The sequence below is a fragment of the Brevundimonas sp. FV1ye4L genome (genome assembly GCF_058681255.1).
Genome location: NZ_CM178734.1, coordinates 2,373,611 through 2,391,708 on the forward strand (window position 1 = coordinate 2,373,611; position 18,098 = coordinate 2,391,708).

Genomic DNA, 18,098 nt, shown 5'->3' on the forward strand with positions numbered 1-18,098 from the left:
TGTCCACTGGCTGGATAGTCCTGTTCCGCATCCCCGATCGGGTTTGAGCCCTCGTGGATATCCGCTTTTGTTCCGCGGCCGCCGCCCCAATCATCCCCGCCGTTCCACCGCCCTACCTGCCACTTCGAATCTTTTAATTCTAAATCTGATTAGGGATTGAGAGCGGGGGGCTGTGACCTTAATCGTCCGGCATGACCGATCCGACCCAGAACGCCGTTCAGACCCCCGTGATGATCCGGGCTCTCCGAGGAGAGACGTTGGACCGTCCGCCGGTCTGGTTCATGCGCCAGGCGGGACGGTATCTGCCCGAGTATCGTCGCCTTCGTGCCGAGGCGCCGGACTTCATCGCCTTCTGTCTGAACCCCGAGATGGCGGCAGAGGCGACGCTTCAGCCGATGCGTCGGTTCGGTTTTGACGCGGCCATTGTCTTTGCCGACATCCTGCTGATCCCCCGCGCCCTCGGTCAGGACGTCTGGTTCGAGACCGGCGAGGGGCCGCGTCTCGGCGAAATGCCTATTCCTGGTCGAATGGCGGAACTGGCCCCCGCCGCCGGCGAGTATCTGTCGTCGGTGGGCGAGACCCTGTCGATCGTGCGCAAGGCCCTGGAGCCTAAGCGGACGCTGATCGGTTTCGCCGGCGCGCCCTGGACGGTGGCGACCTATATGCTGGATGGAGAGGCCCGGACCATCGGCAAGGGCGAGCGCGCCCAGGCCCGGACCTACGCCTATGCCGACCCCCGTCGGGTGGACGAAACCCTGGAGGTTCTGGTCGAGGCCACGGCCCGGTATCTGAAGATGCAGGCCGACGCCGGCGCCCAGGTTTTGAAGATCTTCGAGAGTTGGGCCGAGGGGCTGCCGGACGACCTGTTTGAAAGACTGGTCCTGAAGCCCCACCAGGCGCTTGTGAGGCGTACGCGGGAGCTGGGTGTCACCGTGCCCCTGATCGGCTTCCCACGGGGCTCTGCGGCGCTTGCAGAGCGATATGCGCAGGAGGTTGAGGTCGACGCCGTCGCCCTGGACACCGCCTGCCCGCTGGAGGTCGGCAAAAGGGTGCAGCAGATCAAGCCGATCCAGGGCGCGCTGGACCCCCTGTTGCTGCGCGCCGGGGGCGAACTGCTGGACCGCCGGGTGGATCAGCTGGTGGAGGCCTGGGGCCAGGGGCCGTGGGTGTTCAACCTGGGTCATGGCATATTGCCGGACGTGCCCATCGACCATGTCGAACGGGTTCTCAAAAGGATCGGCGCCCAATGACCCAAACCTCGCAAGGCCGCCGTATCGCGGTGGTGCTGTTCAATCTGGGCGGGCCCGACGATCAGGCCTCGGTGAAGCCTTTCCTGTTCAACCTGTTCAATGACCCGGCCATCATCGGCCTGCCGGGATTTGCGCGGACGCCTCTGGCCAAGCTGATCTCCAGCCGGCGCGAAACCAGCGCCCAGGCCAACTATGCCCTGATGGGGGGCGGTTCGCCCCTGTTGCCGGGCACGCGCCGTCAGGCCGAGGCGCTGGAGGCGGTGCTGAACGCGCGCCTGGCCGGGGATGAGGCAAGGGTCTTCATCGCCATGCGGTACTGGCATCCTTTTACGGAAGAGACGGCCGAGGATGTGGCGGCCTTCGGGCCCGACGAAGTGGTGCTGCTGCCCCTCTATCCGCAGTTCTCCACCACCACGACCCAGTCCTCGCTGAAGATCTGGAACGAGACCTATTCCGGGTCCGGCGTCAGTCGGGCCGTCTGCTGCTATCCCCGCGCCGACGGCTGGGTCGAGGCCCAGGCCCAGGCCATCGGAGCGAAGTTGGACGAGGCGGGGGAAGGGCCTGTGCGGGTGCTGTTCTCGGCCCATGGCATCCCCGAGAAACTGGTCAGCGGCAAGGGCGACCCCTATCAGGAACAGGTCGAGACGACCGTGGCCGCCGTGGTCGCCGCCATCGAACGCGACCGCGGCCCCATCGACCATGCGCTTTGCTACCAAAGCCGCGTCGGGCCGATGAAATGGCTGGGCCCGTCGACGCCAGAGGCCATCGAACAAGCCGGCCGCGACGGGGTCGGTGTCGTGATCACGCCCATCGCCTTCGTCTCCGAACATATCGAGACCTTGGTCGAGCTGGATATCGAATACGGCGAACTGGCCCACGAAAAAGGGGTCAGTTTGTATCTGCGGGCTCCGGCTGTCGGGACGGCGCCGCTTTTCATTGAGGCCCTGGCCGATGCGGCCGTCGGCGCCTTGGGTCGGACCGGCGTCGCACCGTTCGGGCCCGGGTGCAAGGCGGACTGGAAGGCCTGCCCCTATCGTCATCGCAAGGATGCGGCATGAACCTGTATGATTTGGCGCGCGGTCTGCACATTCTGGCGGTGATCGCCTGGATGGCGGGGCTGTTGTTCCTTCCGCGCCTCTACGCCTATGACGCCGAGCAGAACGCCAAGCCGGAGCCCCTGCGCGGCGAGATGCAGGCGCTTCTGAGGCTGTGGCAGACGCGGCTGCTGCGGATCATCGTCAATCCAGCCATGATTCTGGCCTGGGGGTTCGGCCTGTGGCTGATCCATATCGACGTCTCGGCGCGGGGCGCCGCCTTTTTGGCGGAGCCGTGGATGGTCGCCAAACTGGTCGGCGTCTTCCTGTTGAGCGGTTGGCACGGTTTCCTGGCGGCGCAGCGCAAGAAGATCGCCGCAGGGACGTCGAAATATTCCGGCAAGTTCTGGCGTATGACGAACGAGGTTCCGTTCGTCCTGGCCATCGTCATGGTGCTGTCGGTGACGACGGAGTGGACGTTCGGGTGAGCTCTTCCTTATCCCCTCGCGGGAGAAGGTGGCCGAGCGAAGCGAGGTCGGATGAGGGGGGTTCAGGTTTTGGACACGGCGCCACCCCTCACCCTTTCGTCTGACGGATCGCCTGCGGCTCTCCGAGGCTCAGGCCCTCTCCCGCAAGGGGAGAGGGTAAAGCGCAACGCCTCCGCTTGACCTGACCTTCCGGCTGTGGTTCCGCTGGCGGTGAACCGTTCGGTCCGTCCGGCGGTCCCTCTCTTTTCGCGACGCCCGCCGGTTCGACCAGCGGGAGCCCGTCGTGCTCCCCTTCGGCCTCACGGCCAGACATTTCCAGAGACTTGACGCCGTGCGGTTCCGTGCGCGCGTTCGCGAGCCTGTATTATGACCGACGTCACCGACAACGACACCCCCGAGACCGAGAACGCCCCGACTGAGAGCTCGGGGGCTGAAGCCCTGGCCCATCACGGCGCCGAGCATGAAGCCGGCGAGGCGGCGGGCGCCGATTCCGGCGTGGACACCACGGCTGACGACGAAGAAGATGATGGCGAGTCCGTGGTGCCGAACGGCCGGATCACCCTGGCCGAGCTGAACGAGAAGACGCCGGCCGACCTGGTCGCCTTCGCCGAACAGCTGGAGGTCGAGAACGCCTCGAACCTGCGCAAGCAGGATCTACTGTTCGCCATCCTGAAGGCCCTGGCCGACGAGGAAGTCGAGATCATCGCCGACGGGGTGCTGGAGATCTTGCCCGACGGCTTCGGTTTCCTGCGCAGCTCGGACGCCAACTATCTGCCCGGCCCGGACGACGTCTATGTGTCGCCGTCGCAGATCCGACGTTTCGGCCTGCGGTCGGGCGACACCGTCCATGGCGCCGTGAGGGCGCCGCGCGAAGGCGAGCGCTATTTCGCCCTGCTGAAGGTCGACACGATCAATCTCGAAGACCCCGAGATGGTCAAGACCAAGGTCCTGTTCGACAACCTGACGCCGCTCTATCCCGAAGAGCGGCTGCACATGGAAATCCAGGATCCGACGCTGAAGGATCGCTCGGGCCGGGTCATCGACATCGTCGCCCCCCTGGGCAAGGGCCAGCGCTGCCTGATCGTGGCGCCGCCGCGCGTCGGCAAGACGGTGATGCTGCAGAACATCGCCAAGTCGATCGAGAAGAACCACCCGGAAGTCATCCTGATCGTCCTGCTGATCGACGAACGGCCGGAAGAAGTCACTGACATGCAGAGGACGGTCAAGGGCGAGGTCGTGGCCTCGACCTTCGACGAACCGGCCACACGCCACGTCGCTGTCGCTGAAATGGTGATCGAAAAGGCCAAGCGTCTGGTCGAACACAAGAAGGACGTGGTGATCCTGCTGGACTCCATCACCCGCCTGGGCCGCGCCTATAACGCCACCGTGCCGTCGTCGGGCAAGGTGCTGACCGGGGGCGTGGACGCCAACGCCCTGCAACGGCCGAAACGCTTCTTCGGCGCCGCGCGGAATGTGGAGCAGGGCGGGTCGCTGACCATCATCGCCACGGCCCTGATCGACACCGGCAGCCGGATGGACGAGGTGATCTTCGAAGAGTTCAAGGGCACCGGTAACTCGGAAATCGTGCTGGACCGCAAGGTGGCCGACAAGCGCATCTTCCCCGCCATCGACGTGCTGAAGTCCGGCACCCGCAAGGAAGATCTGATTACGCCGAAGGACCAGCTGGCCAAGACCTATGTCCTACGCCGCATCCTGAACCCCATGGGTCCGCAGGACGCGATCGAATTCCTGCTCGACAAGCTGCGCCAGTCGAAGAACAACTCGGACTTCTTCCAGTCGATGAACACCTGATCCGTTGTCTGACGGTTTCACGTGGAACAGGAGACCGCAGACATGAAGGTTCAAGTCGAGATTGATTGCACGCCGGCCGAGGCGCGGGCCTTTCTGGGCCTGCCCGACGTCACGCCCCTGAACGAGGCGATGGTGGCCGAGATGACGAAGCGGATGGAGGCCAATGTCGCCGCCATGCAACCCGACGAACTGCTGAAGACCTGGACCAGTTTCGGACTTCAGGCGCAGGATCAGTTTCGGCGCCTGATGGAAGCGGCGGTGAAGTGAACGCCCTTCCTCCCCGCAGCGTGGGGAGGAGACAATGAGATCATGACTGACACCATTTTCGCTCTCGCCACCCCGCCCGGTCGGGGGGCTATCGCCGTGTTGAGGCTGTCTGGGCCGGCGGTCGAGCCGACCCTGAATGCGATCGGCGCGGGGCGGTTGAAGCCGCGGATGGCGTCGGTGCGAGACCTGACCCATCAAGGCGCCCATATCGATCAGGCCCTGGTGCTGCGGTTCGTCGGGCCCAATTCCTATACCGGCGAGGATGCGGCTGAACTGCACCTGCACGGCGGGCGGGCGGTGGTGGAGGCGGCGAGTCAGGCCCTGATCGCCCTGGGTCTGCGGCCGGCTGAGCCGGGCGAGTTCACCCGGCGCGCCTTCCAGAACGGACGGATGGATCTGGCCCAGGCCGAGGCGGTCGCTGATCTGATCGACGCGGAGACAGCGGCTCAGGCGCGTCAGGCCCTGGGGCAGTTGGATGGACAGCTCAGCGCCACCTATGCCGGCTTCCGGCGCGACCTGTTGCACGCCCTGGCCCTGGTTGAGGCCGAGATCGATTTTCCGGACGAGGAGGTGCCGGACAATCTGGCGCTGACCGCCGGACCGGTGCTGGAGCGATTGGCGGATGATCTACGGCGGGCCGTCGCGGCCGGTCGTCGGGGCGAACGGGTGAGGGACGGGTATCGCATCGTCCTGATCGGCGAGACCAACGCCGGCAAGTCGTCGCTGTTCAACGCCCTGATCGAGCGCGAGGCGGCCATCGTGACCCCGATCGCGGGCACGACGCGGGATGTGCTGGACGCGGATCTGGTGATCGGCGGCTATGCCGTGACCCTGTCGGACACGGCGGGCCTGCGGGACAGCGACGATCCGGTCGAGGCCGAGGGCGTGCGACGGGCCCGGCGGCGCGCCGAAGAGGCCGAGCTGCGCCTCTGGGTCCGCGCGCCGGGCGACCCGGAGGGCGTGGCGGCGGGCTATGTTCAGCCCGGCGACTTGGTGGTGGCCAATAAGGCGGACCAGGGTACGGCGAGCGGCGCGGCGCGGGGTCTCGCGTGCATCAGCGTGAGCAGCCAGACCGGCGAAGGCTTGGCGGTTCTGCACGACTGGATCGCCCAGCGGCTGGCTAATGACCTGTCGGGGGCTGACTTCCCGGCGATCACGCGGGAGCGGCATCGGTTGCGGCTGACCGAGGCGCTGGAGGCGGTTGAGGCGGCTGGCGCGGCGCTTGGCGTGGCGCCGGAAATGGCGGGCGACGATCTGCGTCGGGCGGCATCGGCTCTGGGTCGGGTGACCGGCGAGATCGGGGTGGAGGACGTCCTGGGGGAGGTCTTCTCCACGTTCTGCATAGGAAAGTAATACCGGTGTTTCACGTGAAACACCCTAAGTATGACTACGTTCGACGAACTCCGGCCTGATCGCCGGGACTGGCGAAATCCGCCCGTTTGGCCTATGTGGCGCGGATGACCACCCCCATGGATAAATCCTTCGACGTCGTCGTGATCGGCGGCGGCCACGCCGGCTGTGAAGCGGCTGCTGCGTCGGCGCGTGCGGGCGCTCGCACCTTGCTGTTGACCCAGAAGCTCGAGACCATCGGCGAGATGTCGTGCAATCCGGCCATTGGGGGCCTGGGCAAGGGCCATCTGGTCCGGGAGATCGATGCTCTGGACGGGATCATGGGCCGCCTGGCCGACGTGTCGGGCATCCAGTTTCGGTTGTTGAACCGGTCCAAGGGGGCGGCGGTTCGTGGCCCGCGCAGCCAGATCGATCGACGCCTGTACCGTGAGGCCATGCAGGCCGAGCTGGCCGCCACGTGGAACCTGAGCCTGATGGCGGGGACGGCCGAGCGGCTGATCCTGAAGGGCGACCGAGTGGTCGGCGTGGTGACCGGGGCAGGGGAGACGGTGCGGGCCGGGGCTGTGGTGCTGACCACGGGCACCTTCCTGAACGGGGTGATCCATCGCGGTGACGAACGGATCCCGGCCGGGCGCCATGGCGAAGACCCATCCACGGGGCTGGCCGCCGATCTTCATGCGGCCGATCTGATGATGGGGCGGCTGAAGACCGGGACCCCGGCGCGGCTGGACGGACGGACCATCGCCTGGGACCGGCTGGAGATGCAGGAGGCGGACGAGACGCCGACCGCCTTCTCCTTCATGACCGACCGCATCCACGTGAAACAGATCGCGTGCGGCGTCACCCATACGACCGAGGAAACCCACCGCATCATCGCCGAGAACCTGGGCGAGAGCGCTGTCTATGGCGGCAAACTGTCCGGCCGAGGGCCGCGCTATTGTCCGTCCATCGAGGACAAGGTGGTGCGGTTTGCGGACAAGACCAGCCACCAGATCTTCCTGGAGCCTGAGGGCCTGGACGATCCGACCGTCTATCCGAACGGCATCTCGACCTCGGTGTCGGAGCCGACCCAGCTGGCCTTCCTGCGGACCATCCCCGGCCTGGAGGCGGTGGAGGTGTTTCGCTACGGCTATGCCATCGAATACGACTATGTCGATCCCCGTGAACTGAGCCCCGCGCTCGAGGTCAAGAAGCGGCCCGGCCTGTATCTGGCCGGTCAGATTAACGGCACGACCGGCTATGAGGAGGCGGCGGCTCAGGGGCTGATGGCAGGGCTGAACGCTGCCCGAGCTGCGGCCGGGCAGGGTCCGGTGATCCTGGGTCGGGAGCAGGCCTATATCGGGGTGATGATCGACGACCTGGTGACGCGGGGCGTGACCGAACCCTATCGCATGTTCACCAGCCGAGCCGAATATCGGCTCACTCTGCGTGCGGACAATGCCGATCAGAGGCTGACGCCGCTCGGTATGGCCGTCGGGATTGTCGGCGAGGCGCGCGCGCAGCGGTTTTCGGCCAAGGCAGAGAAACTGTCCGTGGCCGGTATTGTTTCACGTGAAACCCTCTTTACGCCTAAAGAGGCCAATGGATTGGGGATTCCCGTCAACGCCGATGGACGGCGGCGATCCATGCGGGAGCTTCTCGCTTTTCCGGATGTGACCCTGAATCACTTCATCAGTGTGCGGCCTGACATCGCGGATTGGGATGCAGAGGTGCGTGAGCAGATCGAGATCGACGCGGGCTACGCCAACTATCTGGACCGCCAGTCTATCGACGCGGAAGCTCTGCGTCGGGAGGAGGATCTGCTGCTTCCCAACGATCTCGACTATGGACTGATCGGCAGTTTGTCGAACGAGGTGCGCGAGAAACTGGCTCGCGTTCAGCCGCGCACCCTGGGCCAGGCGGGGCGGATCGAGGGGATGACGCCGGGGGCTTTGACGGCCTTGCTCGCCCACGTGAAAAAAGCCCCTAAAGCCTCGGTCGCCGCCTGATGTTGGAAAATGAACGGGCCGCGTTTCAGGCCAGGACGGGGGCGTCTCCGGCGCAGATGGCGGACCTGGACGCCTTCCGCGTTCGGCTGGCCGAGGCCAATACGGTAATGAATCTGGTCGGGCCGGATAGCCTGCCGGACTTCTGGAACCGTCACGCCTGGGACAGCGCCCAACTGTTGACCCATGCGCCCGACGCCCTGACCTGGGCGGACCTGGGGGCCGGCGCCGGTTTTCCCGGCGTGATCCTGGCGCTGTTGGCGAAAGGGCGGGAGGGAGCGCACGTCTGGCTGATCGACAGCCTGGGCAAGCGCTGCCGATTTCTGCAGGAAATGGTCGATCTGTTTGATCTGCCGGCGACGGTGATCAATGGCCGCGCCGAGGAACAGAGCGTCACGTGTGACATTGTGACGGCGCGGGCTGTGGCCCCGATGGAGCGGCTGCTGGGTTATGCACAGCCCTACTTCCAAAGGGGTGCACAAGGTCTGTTCCTGAAGGGGGAGAAGGCGGAATCCGAGTTGATTGAGGCGCGGAAATCCTGGCATTTCGAAGCTGAACTGGCCCCGTCGCAAAGCGACCCGCGCGGCCGTATCGTGACAGTCCGGAGTGTTCGACGTGCCCGCCCCCAGCACTAGCAAACTGCCTGCCCGCGTTCTCGCCGTGTCCAACCAAAAGGGCGGGGTGGGCAAGACCACGACGGCCATCAACCTGGGCACCGCCCTGGCCGCGATCGGCAAGCGCGTCTTGATCGTGGATATGGACCCCCAGGGCAATGCGTCCACCGGCTTGGGCGTTCCACGTGAAACGCGGCGAGTCACCATCTATGACGTGGTGGTCGATCAGCGCTCGGTCGATGACGCCGCGGTGCAGACCACGGTTCCCGGCCTCTGGATCGTGCCGGCGGACGCCGACATGTCCGGCGTGGAGATTGAACTGAGCCAGGCGGATCGTCGGTCCTATCGCCTGAGGGACGCGTTGCGGGCGCATGACCATGGCCCTACCGCGTATGACTATGTGCTGATCGACTGTCCGCCCTCTCTGAACCTGTTGACCCTGAACGCCATGGCGGCGGCGGATGCGGTTCTGGTGCCGCTTCAGTGCGAGTTCTTTGCTCTGGAAGGTCTGAGCCAGTTGATGCGCACGATCGACATGGTGAAGCAGAGCCTTAATCCGGCGCTGGAAATCCAGGGCCTGGTCCTGACCATGTTCGATCGCCGCAGCGCCTTGTCGGGCCAGGTGGCCAATGACGTGCGCGCCCATTTCGGCGACAAGGTCTATGACAGCGTCATCCCGCGCAATGTGCGCGTGGCCGAGGCGCCGTCCTTCGGCAAGCCGGCCCTGATCTATGATCTGAAATGCGCCGGCAGCCAGGCTTATCTGCGTCTGGCCAAGGAAGTGGTGAAGCGCGAGCGCCAGCGCCTGAAGCTGGCGGCGTGACACGCGCGTTGCGCGTCTGAATTCTAGAAGAACGGAAGAATATCTTGGCTGAACGACAAAGAGGTCTGGGACGCGGCTTGTCGGCCCTGATGGGTGAGAATGTCGAGGCGCCGACGGCGGCCGGCGCCGCCATGCCCTCGGGCGTCCAACTGGCCCCGATCGAAAGCCTGAAGCCCAACCCGGACCAGCCGCGCAAGATCTTCACCCAGGAACATCTGGAAGAACTGACGGCGTCGATCCGCGACAAGGGCGTGCTGCAGCCGATCCTGGTGCGGACCCAGCCCGGCGAGGACGGGGTCTGGCAGATCATCGCCGGTGAACGCCGCTGGCGCGCCGCCCAGGCTGCGCGGCTGACCGAGGTGCCGATCGTCGTCCGCGAAATGGACGACGTCGAAGTGTTCGAAGTCGCCATCATCGAGAACGTCCAGCGCGCGGACCTGAATCCGCTGGAAGAGGCCGACGCCTATCGCGTGCTGATGGAACGGTTCGGCCGCACCCAGGACCAGGTGGCCGGCATCGTCGGCAAGAGCCGCAGCCATATCGCCAACACCCTGCGCCTGCTGCAGTTGCCGGAAGAAGTGCTGTGGTATGTGCGGCACGGCAAGCTGACCGCCGGCCACGCCCGCGCCCTGGTGACCGCGCCCAACGCCGCCGCCCTGGCCGACCAGGCCTTCAACGAAGGTCTGAACGTGCGTCAGGTCGAGGCCCTGGCGCGTCGCGCGGCGGAAGGCCCCAAGCCGGTCAAGGCGACGCCGGCGCCGGCCGGGGAGGGCGCCGCCGACGTTGCCGCCCTTCAGCAGGACCTGGCCGACGCCCTGGGGCTGAACGTCCAGCTGAACGACCGTAGCGGCAAGGGCGAACTGACGATCCGCTATGGTTCGCTGGAGCAGTTGGACGACCTGTGCCGCCGGTTGATGCGCACCTGAGGCTTCTCGGCCAGACTCGGGGGCGCAGCCGTGCTAGGGTGGCGGCATGAATGATCAACCGACACCGACCGCCGCCGACAAGCTGAAACAGGCGCTCGCCGCCAAGAAGGCCAAGACCGGCCACGGGTTCAACGCCCAGGTCGGCGCCAAGGCCGAGGAAAAGACCGTCTCGGCGCGCAATGTCGCCATGGCCCAGCCGGCCTTCCGCAAGGCGTCCAAGCGGGGCTAGGCCCCGGACGAAAAGGCCTATTGCGCCTTGGGGCAGCCGCCCCCTGTGGCGCCAGGACGCATGGCGGGGCGGCCTCGCGGCGCCTAGCTTGAAGGGGCGGAACGGGCCCCTCTGGCGTCGCCGCGAACGGCGAGTGTTCCCCTGCCTCGCCGGATCGCGACGATGCGATGTCGCACCGTACGGATGCGCCGATGCGAACGGACCGCCCCCTCGGATCCCTCGCATCGGCGCCCGTTTCTTGAACCTGTTCTTGATCCGTGTGGAGACCTCATGCCGCTTCTGATGTGCCCGAACGACAATTCCTCGATGCAGACCCTGGATCGCGACGGGGTGCAGTTCGACATGTGCCCGACCTGCCGCGGCGTCTGGCTTGATCGAGGCGAACTGGAAAAGCTGATGGAGTCGGCGGCCCAGGACGGAAGGGCCTCCGCGCCCGCGCCACAGGCGACGCCTCAAGCCTATCCTCCGCCGCCTCAACCCCAAGCTCAGCCCTGGGGTGGCGGCGCACGGCCGTACGGGGATGATCGCGGCTATCGCGATGATCGCCGTCGGGACGACGACGATTATCGCTACAAGAAGAAGCGGGACAGCATCTTCGACATCTTCGACTGACGGTCAGATCTTCAGACCGGCAGCCTGCATCATGGCCTGGAGCGCCGCTTCGCCGGCCGTGGCGTCGCGGATTTCAGGCAGCCGCAGCATCTTGACGGCTTCGCTGCGCGCCCGGTCCGCCGCCGGTCCAAGCGGCGCAGTCTCGCCGGTGATCATCTTCATCAGGGCGGTCAGCTTCTGCACCGGCGTAGCCTGGGCCCGTCCGATCTGGGTCAGCAGGCCGGCGTCCGCCTCCAGCGTTCCGCCCAGGACGCCGATCGCAGTCGATATTTCTCTTTCGTCGATTTCTCCCAACTGCACGGCGCGCACCGACCGTTGAAGTCGAGCGAGCACCAGTAGTTTCTGCGACACGCTTGGCCCGCCGGCCGTCGTCTGGCGCATCTCGTTTTCCAGCCTCAGCGAGGTCACGCAGGCGCTGAGCCAGCGCGCCGCCGCCCGCTTGTTGGCGCCGCCGGTGACGTTTTCGCACAGTCGTGTCAGATACTCGGCCTCCGACAGGACCGTCTTGCACCGGCTGACATAGGCGGCGACGAATTCGGGGGTGACCAGGCTCTTTGAGCGGTCCACGAAGGCGTTCTGCACCTCCTCCAGGGTTAGCAGACGCCCCGCCGCCGCCGTCAGGGCCATGGCGAGGGTGCGCAGGATATCGATCTCTCCGACCGCGTCATTGGGCCTGAGGCGACGCTGGCTAGCCAGTTCGCGCGTCACCATTCGGGCGAGGGATGTCGACAGTTTGGGGAAGTAGCCGTTCGCCAGACCCTGACCAAGACGCGCCGCCGGTCCCTCGACTACCGGGGTCATCAGAGCCATGCGGGGATCCAGTCCCACTAGCCGTTCCACCTCGCGTGGGGCGACCATGCGCACCACGGCGGCCAGGCTGGCGCCATGATCCAGCGAAGGACCGAGAATCTCCGCCAGATTGGAACGCACCGCCAACATTTCGGAGACGATTTGCTCCACCGCGCCGAGAACAAGGACGCGTGGAGGCCCCTCGGCCGGGGCGGCCTCGACCATATCCATCAGACAGTCCAGCCGGTCGCGCGCACCCTTGCGATCGGCCAGGCCGTGGGCGATCACGCCGCCCATGACGAAGGTCCGATCCTGGGTCGCGATCAGACGATGGGCCAGGTCGGCGATCGACTGGTTCTTTAACGAGGGGAACAGGCCTGCCCGTCCGGCCTTGATCAGGCGGGCGACCGACTCCTCGGCGAGACGCTGATAATGCCGTACGACGGCGTGCAGATCCTGTCCGCTGGCCTGGCTTTCCGGCACAGCGACCTTCTGGACGGCGTGCTGAAGCTCCACGCCCGAGGCGTCGAGCCGCTCGGCCAGGTCCGGCCGGTGCAGAAGCTCGAACGCCGTCACCCCTTGCCGCTTCAGCCAGTCCTCCAACACCCGCGCGATCAGGGCGCGCGCATGGGGCGTATAGAGTTCGGCCGGGGCGCTGCAGGCTGGGCGAGCAGCCTCGGTCGGCTTGGGCTTCTTCTTTTCCTCAGGCGCGCCGATCGTCAGGATGGCGAGGCTGTTGAACTCCCCCGTGTCCGGGTCCAGCGTCTCCTTGGTGACGCGGGCGGCGGCGGCCAGCCGGTTGGACAACTGGTCTTCCGCGGTCTCGAGCGCGTGTTTGCGGTCCTCGGTGGCGATCAACAGGGACCAGGAGGCCGGAACCGTCCTGCGGATATAGACTTCGTAGTGAATCGGACCGGCCATCCGTGGACCGTGGGGTCCAAGCCTTTAAAACGGAGTTTTCATGGTGAATTTTCTTTGCGCCGACGGAAACCGATCCGTCTATCGTTGAAATCGGCGGCTTGGCGGCCCATCTGCCATGGCCCTAATGTGACCGTGATCGAACGGTTACGCTTGCCGTGCGTTCTCGTTCGCGGGAACGGGAAGTTCAGGAGAAGACCACCTTGGCCAATATCACCCTGGTCGATGACGACGAGAATATCGTGGCGTCCGTCTCGCTGGCGCTGGAAAGTCATGGCCACAAGATCACGGCCTATCATGACGGGGCCTCGGGCCTGGCGGCGCTGGAAAGCACCCCGCCGGACCTGGCTATCCTCGATGTGAAGATGCCGCGTATGGACGGGATGGAAGTGCTGCGCCGCCTGCGTCAGACTTCGCAGATTCCCGTGATCATGCTGACCTCGAAGGACGAGGAGATCGACGAGATCCTCGGCTTCAACCTCGGCGCCGACGACTATATTCACAAGCCCTTCAGCCAGCGGCTTCTGATTGAACGGGTCAAGGCCCTGCTGCGCCGCACAGGCGCCGACGGGATCGAACCCGAACCCTCGGCCGAGGTGTCGGGCAAGGCGATCAAGCGCGGCAAGCTGAGCATGGACCCGGCCCGCCACGAATCGACCTGGGACGGCAAGCCGGTGAAGCTGACCGTCACCGAATTCCTGCTGCTCCAGGCCCTGGCCCAGCGCCCCGGCTTCGTGAAGAGCCGCGACAATCTGATGGACGCCGCCTACGACGATCAGGTCTATGTCGACGACCGCACCATCGATAGCCACGTCAAGCGGATGCGCAAGAAGTTCCGCGCCGTGGACAATGAGTTCGACGCGATCGAGACCCTGTATGGCGTCGGCTACCGCTACCGCGAAAGCTGATCATCCCGACGGGCGCGAGCCCGACGAGGAGCCTGTCCGCCGGCCGAGGCTTCGCTTCGGCGGATCGCGGCTGGGCGGGTTTATCCTGGCGCTCAATCTTCTCAGCCTGCTGATCCTGTTCGGCGGGGCCCTGGTGCTGAACGAATGGCGCCAGGGCCTGATCCAGGCCCGTCAGGAATCCCTGACTGTCCAGGCGGAGTTGCTCGGCAATGTGCTGGGCGAACTGGGCATCAGTCGCGGGGTGCCGACGCCGGAGCTCGACGTGGGGCAGGCCGCCAACTGGCTGCGCGATAATTTCGTGCCGACCGGCCAGCGGGTGCGGCTGTACGACATCAACGGCCTGCCGGTCATCGACAGCTATGAGGTGACCGAGAATATTCCCGGCCAGGCCCTGCCGCCGGCGCATCCGGCCGGCTTCCCCCTGCCTGCGGACCAGGCCGAAAAGACCGACCGTGACGCAGAACACAGGCGACAGGTCGAGGCCGAGGTCGCCGCCGAGGTCGAACGCGCCCTGGCTGGCGAGCCCCAGACGACCGTCCGGCGCAACGAGTCCGGTGACCGGGTCGTGTCCGTCTCCATCCCCATCCGCCATGTTCGCCAAGTTCTGGGCGTCCTGACCTTGGAAGCGGGCAATGTGGACGAAATCCTGGACGACCAGAGGCGCGCCCTGGTGCCCTTCGCTTTGGTGGCTCTGGCCGTCAATCTGCTGGCGTCCCTGGTGCTGCACCTGTTCGTGGCGCGGCCGATCATGCGGCTGTCCGCGGCGGCGGATCAGGTCAAGCTGCAGCGCGCGCGGGCCATCTCCCTGCCCGATCTGGAAGAGCGCAAGGACGAGATCGGCGATCTGGCGCGGTCGCTGGAATCCATGACCGACACCCTGTCTACGCGCATGGACGCCATCGAGCGGTTCGCCGCCGACGTGTCGCACGAGATCAAGAACCCCCTGACCTCGATCCGCTCCGCGCTGGAAACCCTGCCCCTGGTCAAGACCGACGCCCAGAGGGAGAAGCTGACCAGTCTGTTGCAGCAAGACGTGCGGCGCCTGGACCGGTTGATCACCGACATTTCCAACGCCTCGCGTCTGGACGCGGAACTGTCGCGCGACCGCCCTCGGCCCATCGATCTGAACCGACTGTTGGCCGACATCGTCAGTGTCTATGAGACGACGGCGCGGCCGGGCGAGATCCCCGTCCGGTTCGAACGGCCGTCCCAGACCTTGAAGGTGGCGGGCCGCGACGGTCCGCTGGGCCAGGTGTTCCGCAATCTGATCGACAACGCCCGATCCTTCAGTCCGGCCGATGGCGAGGTCCGGGTGGCGCTGGAGGAGGTCGACGGCGATTTGCCGATCCGTGTCCGGGTTGAAGATCAGGGCCCAGGCATACCGCCTGAGAACCTGGAGACCGTCTTCGAGCGCTTCTACACCTCGCGGCCGAAGGGGACGGCCTTTGGTTCGAACTCGGGCCTGGGTCTGTCGATCGTCAAACAGATCGTCGAGGCGCATGGCGGGGTGGTGACGGCCTCGAACCGGTCGGATGACGGCGGCGCTGTGATCGGCGCGCGGTTCGAAATACTCCTGCCTTCCGCCTTCGGTCCGAGCCGCCGGCCATGATGCCGGAGCCGCCCCTCCACGCCACCACGGTCGCCGTCCGCCGCGGCGGGACGTGGAAGGGCGTGATGATCCTGGGGCCGTCCGGCGCCGGAAAGAGCGACCTAGCCCTGCGGCTGATCGGGCGGGGATGGCGGCTCGTCAGTGACGACTATACCCAGGTCTGGGGCTCCGGCGGGGGGCTTTACGCCACGGCGCCGGCTGCGATCGCCGGGCGCATCGAGGCCCGGGGCGTGGGAATCGTGTCCGTCAGGACACGGCTGACGGCCCGGATCGTCTTGGCCGTCGCCTGCCTGCCCGAGGCGGTGGAACGCCTGCCTGAGCCGCAGTCCCGGCGTTTCTGCGGGATCGACCTGCCTCTTCTGGCGCTGGATCCTCGCCCCGCCTCGGCGGTCGATATGGTCACAGTCGCGTTTCAGACGCTTTGAACCCGCGCATAACGGGTCTATGACACGCCCCTTGCGGTCCCAAACGGGCGCGTCCGGCCTCCCTGTCGGACACGGGGAAGTCCGGGGATGGTTTGGGGTGGGATGCGAGTGAAGTTCTCATGATTGGCCTTGTTATCGTCACCCACGGGGGACTGGCCTCTGAATTTCTATCGGCGATGGAGCATGTGGTCGGGCCGCAGCGCGGCGTCGCGGCCATCTGCATCGGGCCCGAGGACGACATGGAGCGCCGTCGGCGCGACATCGTCGATGCGGCCGCCGCCGTCGATGACGGCGACGGCGTGATCCTGCTGACCGACATGTTCGGCGGCACCCCGTCCAACCTGGCGATCTCGGTGATGGAACAGACCCATGCCGAGGTCATCGCCGGCCTGAATCTGCCCATGCTGATCAAACTGGCCAGCGTGCGGGGGCGCGAGACGCTGGAATCCTGCGTCGCCCACGCCCAGGACGCAGGGCGGAAATATATCTCGGTCGCATCCTGGGTGCTCGCGGGCGAAAAATGACGGTCAAGGCGACGCTGAACATCTGCAACACGCGCGGCCTACACGCCCGCGCCTCGGCCAAGTTCGTCAAACTGGCCTCCAGCTTCGACAGCGAAATCCATGTCACGCGCGATGGCGTGACCGTGGACGCCCGCTCGATCATGGGCCTGCTGATGCTGGGCGCAGGCATCGGCTGCAGCATTGACGTGGCGGCCGAGGGCGCCGACGCCGAGGAAGCGATCGAGGCTCTGACGGACCTCGTCGCCCGCAAATTCGACGAGGATCAGTAGGCTTACAGCCCCAGGGCGCGGCGGATGTCGCGCCAGTCCACATATTTGAAGTTCTGGGTTCCGACGTCGTTCACGTCGTCCTGGATCACCACCAGCCCCTCGGGGAAGGGACCGACCACGCCGCTGGCCGCCGCCAGACCGTCCGTGCCTGTGACCCCGTCCACGACGCCGTCCACGATCTTGAACCGGCCCTTGTACTCGGGCGCCGTCCCGTCGATGCGCCAGACCGGGAAGGTCGAGTCGCCCTGACTGGAGCCGATCAGATAGCGTTTGTCGCCGTCCGTCAGCGTCGTCAGCCCTTCGGCGTCGGCGACCAGTATGTCCTTGGCGATCGGCTGCACCAGGGTGCGCGCCGCGCCGCTCGCCGGATTGAGGCCGTAGCGCCACAGGCCGACGTTTTCCTCGGCGATATAGAGGGCGTCCGTCGCCTCGTCGGCGGCGCAGCCCTCGGAAATCGTGCCGATCTCGGCGCGGCGCACCTCGCGCGAGACCGGTTGGCCCGCCGCGTCCACGCTCAGCACGAACTGACGCAGCTCGCCCTCATGGCCGACCAGGACCGCATGGATTTCGGCCCCGCGGCGCGCGAAACAGAAGCCATAGGGCTCGATCACGTCGGTGGCTATGGCGCCCCAGGGCCGCACGCCGTTCTCACCGGTTCCCGCCGGATCGAACAGATAGAGGGAGATGCCGGTCTTGCCCGGCGTCCGATCGCTGGCGCCCAGGACGACTTGCGGCCGACCGCCGACACTCAAGCCCTCGACCAGATCGACATTGTTCAGAAGGCCTTCCGGCATGAACTGCAGGATCTGGCCGTCGAAGCCATAGACATAGAGGCCGGACTTCTTGTCCGTTCCGGCGACGAAGCCTGATGTGGTCTTGCCCATCACCGTCACCGGCGAGGCCGAGGCCCAGACGGCGGGATCATCGGCCGCGTCCTGGCCGGCCGTGCCGACCGAAGGGGTTTCAAGCACGGCCTGAACCTCGACGCCCGGCCCGACGAAGCCTTCGCCCTCGCCCTGGAAATCGACCTCGTGCGTGGCGCAGGCCGTCAGCAACAGAGATGCGGAGACCAGAGCCCCGAACGCGGCGACACGAGACAAGGCTTTCATGGCCGTCCTCCAAAATGATCGTTCCGCGCCCTGATCAACAACAGGTCGGTCAAGGTCAATGCCGGTGTCATGACGGTTCCATGTCGTTTTGACCTCGATTTATCTGAGAACTGACAAATCGTCGTTCAATCGACCAAAAACAGAGAAGATCACGTCT

General features: G+C 66.0%; 19 protein-coding genes. 17 read left to right on the plus strand and 2 right to left on the minus strand.

Annotated elements, in window-relative coordinates; translation table 11 throughout:
• The first annotated feature begins 191 nt into the window (after positions 1–191).
• The 12 genes from hemE (at position 192) to ACW17X_RS11545 (ending at position 11,390) form a co-directional block, all read left to right on the plus strand.
• A complete protein-coding gene (gene hemE, locus ACW17X_RS11490) occupies positions 192–1,250 on the plus strand; it encodes a uroporphyrinogen decarboxylase (protein WP_492097510.1) in 1,059 nt (352 codons plus the stop codon).
• Positions 1,247–2,308, plus strand: a complete 1,062-nt coding sequence (hemH, locus tag ACW17X_RS11495; RefSeq protein WP_492097512.1) for a ferrochelatase — start codon at positions 1,247–1,249, stop codon at positions 2,306–2,308. Before hemE ends, hemH begins: the two co-directional genes overlap by 4 nt.
• A complete protein-coding gene (locus ACW17X_RS11500; RefSeq protein ID WP_492097513.1) occupies positions 2,305–2,772 on the plus strand; it encodes a CopD family protein in 468 nt (155 codons plus the stop codon). The genes hemH and ACW17X_RS11500 overlap by 4 nt, the downstream gene beginning before the upstream one ends.
• Positions 2,773–3,138: 366 nt before the next feature.
• Complete coding sequence (gene rho, locus ACW17X_RS11505) at positions 3,139–4,584, plus strand: transcription termination factor Rho (protein ID WP_492097515.1); 1,446 nt, start codon at positions 3,139–3,141, stop codon at positions 4,582–4,584.
• Positions 4,585–4,626: 42 nt separating this feature from the next.
• Positions 4,627–4,851: a DUF6489 family protein gene (locus tag ACW17X_RS11510; protein WP_267514993.1), complete on the plus strand. Its 225-nt coding sequence runs from the start codon at positions 4,627–4,629 to the stop codon at positions 4,849–4,851.
• A 42-nt stretch (positions 4,852–4,893) separates the two neighbouring features.
• The gene (gene mnmE, locus ACW17X_RS11515) at positions 4,894–6,204 is read left to right on the plus strand and encodes a tRNA uridine-5-carboxymethylaminomethyl(34) synthesis GTPase MnmE (RefSeq protein ID WP_492097517.1); all 1,311 of its coding nucleotides are present in this window, start codon (positions 4,894–4,896) and stop codon (positions 6,202–6,204) included.
• Positions 6,205–6,320: 116 nt separating this feature from the next.
• Positions 6,321–8,189: a tRNA uridine-5-carboxymethylaminomethyl(34) synthesis enzyme MnmG gene (mnmG, locus tag ACW17X_RS11520; protein ID WP_492100465.1), complete on the plus strand. Its 1,869-nt coding sequence runs from the start codon at positions 6,321–6,323 to the stop codon at positions 8,187–8,189.
• Between the two features lie 56 nt (positions 8,190–8,245).
• The gene (gene rsmG, locus ACW17X_RS11525; RefSeq protein ID WP_492088475.1) at positions 8,246–8,821 is read left to right on the plus strand and encodes a 16S rRNA (guanine(527)-N(7))-methyltransferase RsmG; all 576 of its coding nucleotides are present in this window, start codon (positions 8,246–8,248) and stop codon (positions 8,819–8,821) included.
• Between the two features lie 4 nt (positions 8,822–8,825).
• The gene (locus ACW17X_RS11530) at positions 8,826–9,623 is read left to right on the plus strand and encodes a ParA family protein (RefSeq protein ID WP_267516672.1); all 798 of its coding nucleotides are present in this window, start codon (positions 8,826–8,828) and stop codon (positions 9,621–9,623) included.
• 44 nt (positions 9,624–9,667) lie between these two features.
• A complete protein-coding gene (locus tag ACW17X_RS11535) occupies positions 9,668–10,549 on the plus strand; it encodes a ParB/RepB/Spo0J family partition protein (protein WP_492088474.1) in 882 nt (293 codons plus the stop codon).
• Positions 10,550–10,595: 46 nt separating this feature from the next.
• Positions 10,596–10,778 (plus strand): hypothetical protein, encoded by a 183-nt coding sequence (locus tag ACW17X_RS11540; RefSeq protein ID WP_492097519.1) that lies wholly within the window; start codon positions 10,596–10,598, stop codon positions 10,776–10,778.
• Between the two features lie 270 nt (positions 10,779–11,048).
• Positions 11,049–11,390: a TFIIB-type zinc ribbon-containing protein gene (locus ACW17X_RS11545; protein WP_492097521.1), complete on the plus strand. Its 342-nt coding sequence runs from the start codon at positions 11,049–11,051 to the stop codon at positions 11,388–11,390.
• A 3-nt stretch (positions 11,391–11,393) separates the two neighbouring features.
• On the opposite strand, the gene ACW17X_RS11550 is transcribed toward ACW17X_RS11545, so the two are convergent.
• A complete protein-coding gene (locus ACW17X_RS11550) occupies positions 11,394–13,100 on the minus strand; it encodes a hypothetical protein (protein WP_492097523.1) in 1,707 nt (568 codons plus the stop codon).
• A 200-nt stretch (positions 13,101–13,300) separates the two neighbouring features.
• Here ACW17X_RS11550 and chvI point away from each other — a divergent pair, with 200 nt between their 5' ends.
• The 5 genes from chvI to ACW17X_RS11575 all read left to right on the plus strand — a co-directional run bounded on the left by chvI (position 13,301) and on the right by ACW17X_RS11575 (position 16,832).
• The gene (gene chvI, locus ACW17X_RS11555; protein WP_271164992.1) at positions 13,301–14,005 is read left to right on the plus strand and encodes a two-component response regulator ChvI; all 705 of its coding nucleotides are present in this window, start codon (positions 13,301–13,303) and stop codon (positions 14,003–14,005) included.
• Positions 13,974–15,614: a two-component sensor histidine kinase ChvG gene (gene chvG, locus ACW17X_RS11560; RefSeq protein WP_492088471.1), complete on the plus strand. Its 1,641-nt coding sequence runs from the start codon at positions 13,974–13,976 to the stop codon at positions 15,612–15,614. Before chvI ends, chvG begins: the two co-directional genes overlap by 32 nt.
• Complete coding sequence (locus ACW17X_RS11565; RefSeq protein ID WP_492097525.1) at positions 15,614–16,039, plus strand: HPr kinase/phosphorylase; 426 nt, start codon at positions 15,614–15,616, stop codon at positions 16,037–16,039. The genes chvG and ACW17X_RS11565 overlap by 1 nt, the downstream gene beginning before the upstream one ends.
• Before the next feature lie 119 nt (positions 16,040–16,158).
• On the plus strand, positions 16,159–16,563 hold the full coding sequence (locus ACW17X_RS11570; RefSeq protein WP_135193946.1) for a PTS sugar transporter subunit IIA: 405 nt from the start codon (positions 16,159–16,161) through the stop codon (positions 16,561–16,563).
• Positions 16,560–16,832 (plus strand): HPr family phosphocarrier protein, encoded by a 273-nt coding sequence (locus tag ACW17X_RS11575; protein WP_271164989.1) that lies wholly within the window; start codon positions 16,560–16,562, stop codon positions 16,830–16,832. Before ACW17X_RS11570 ends, ACW17X_RS11575 begins: the two co-directional genes overlap by 4 nt.
• 2 nt (positions 16,833–16,834) lie before the next feature.
• Here the strand turns inward: ACW17X_RS11575 and ACW17X_RS11580 are convergent, their stop codons facing one another.
• Positions 16,835–17,941, minus strand: a complete 1,107-nt coding sequence (locus tag ACW17X_RS11580; protein ID WP_492097527.1) for a phytase — start codon at positions 17,939–17,941, stop codon at positions 16,835–16,837.
• Between the last annotated feature and the right edge of the window lie 157 nt (positions 17,942–18,098).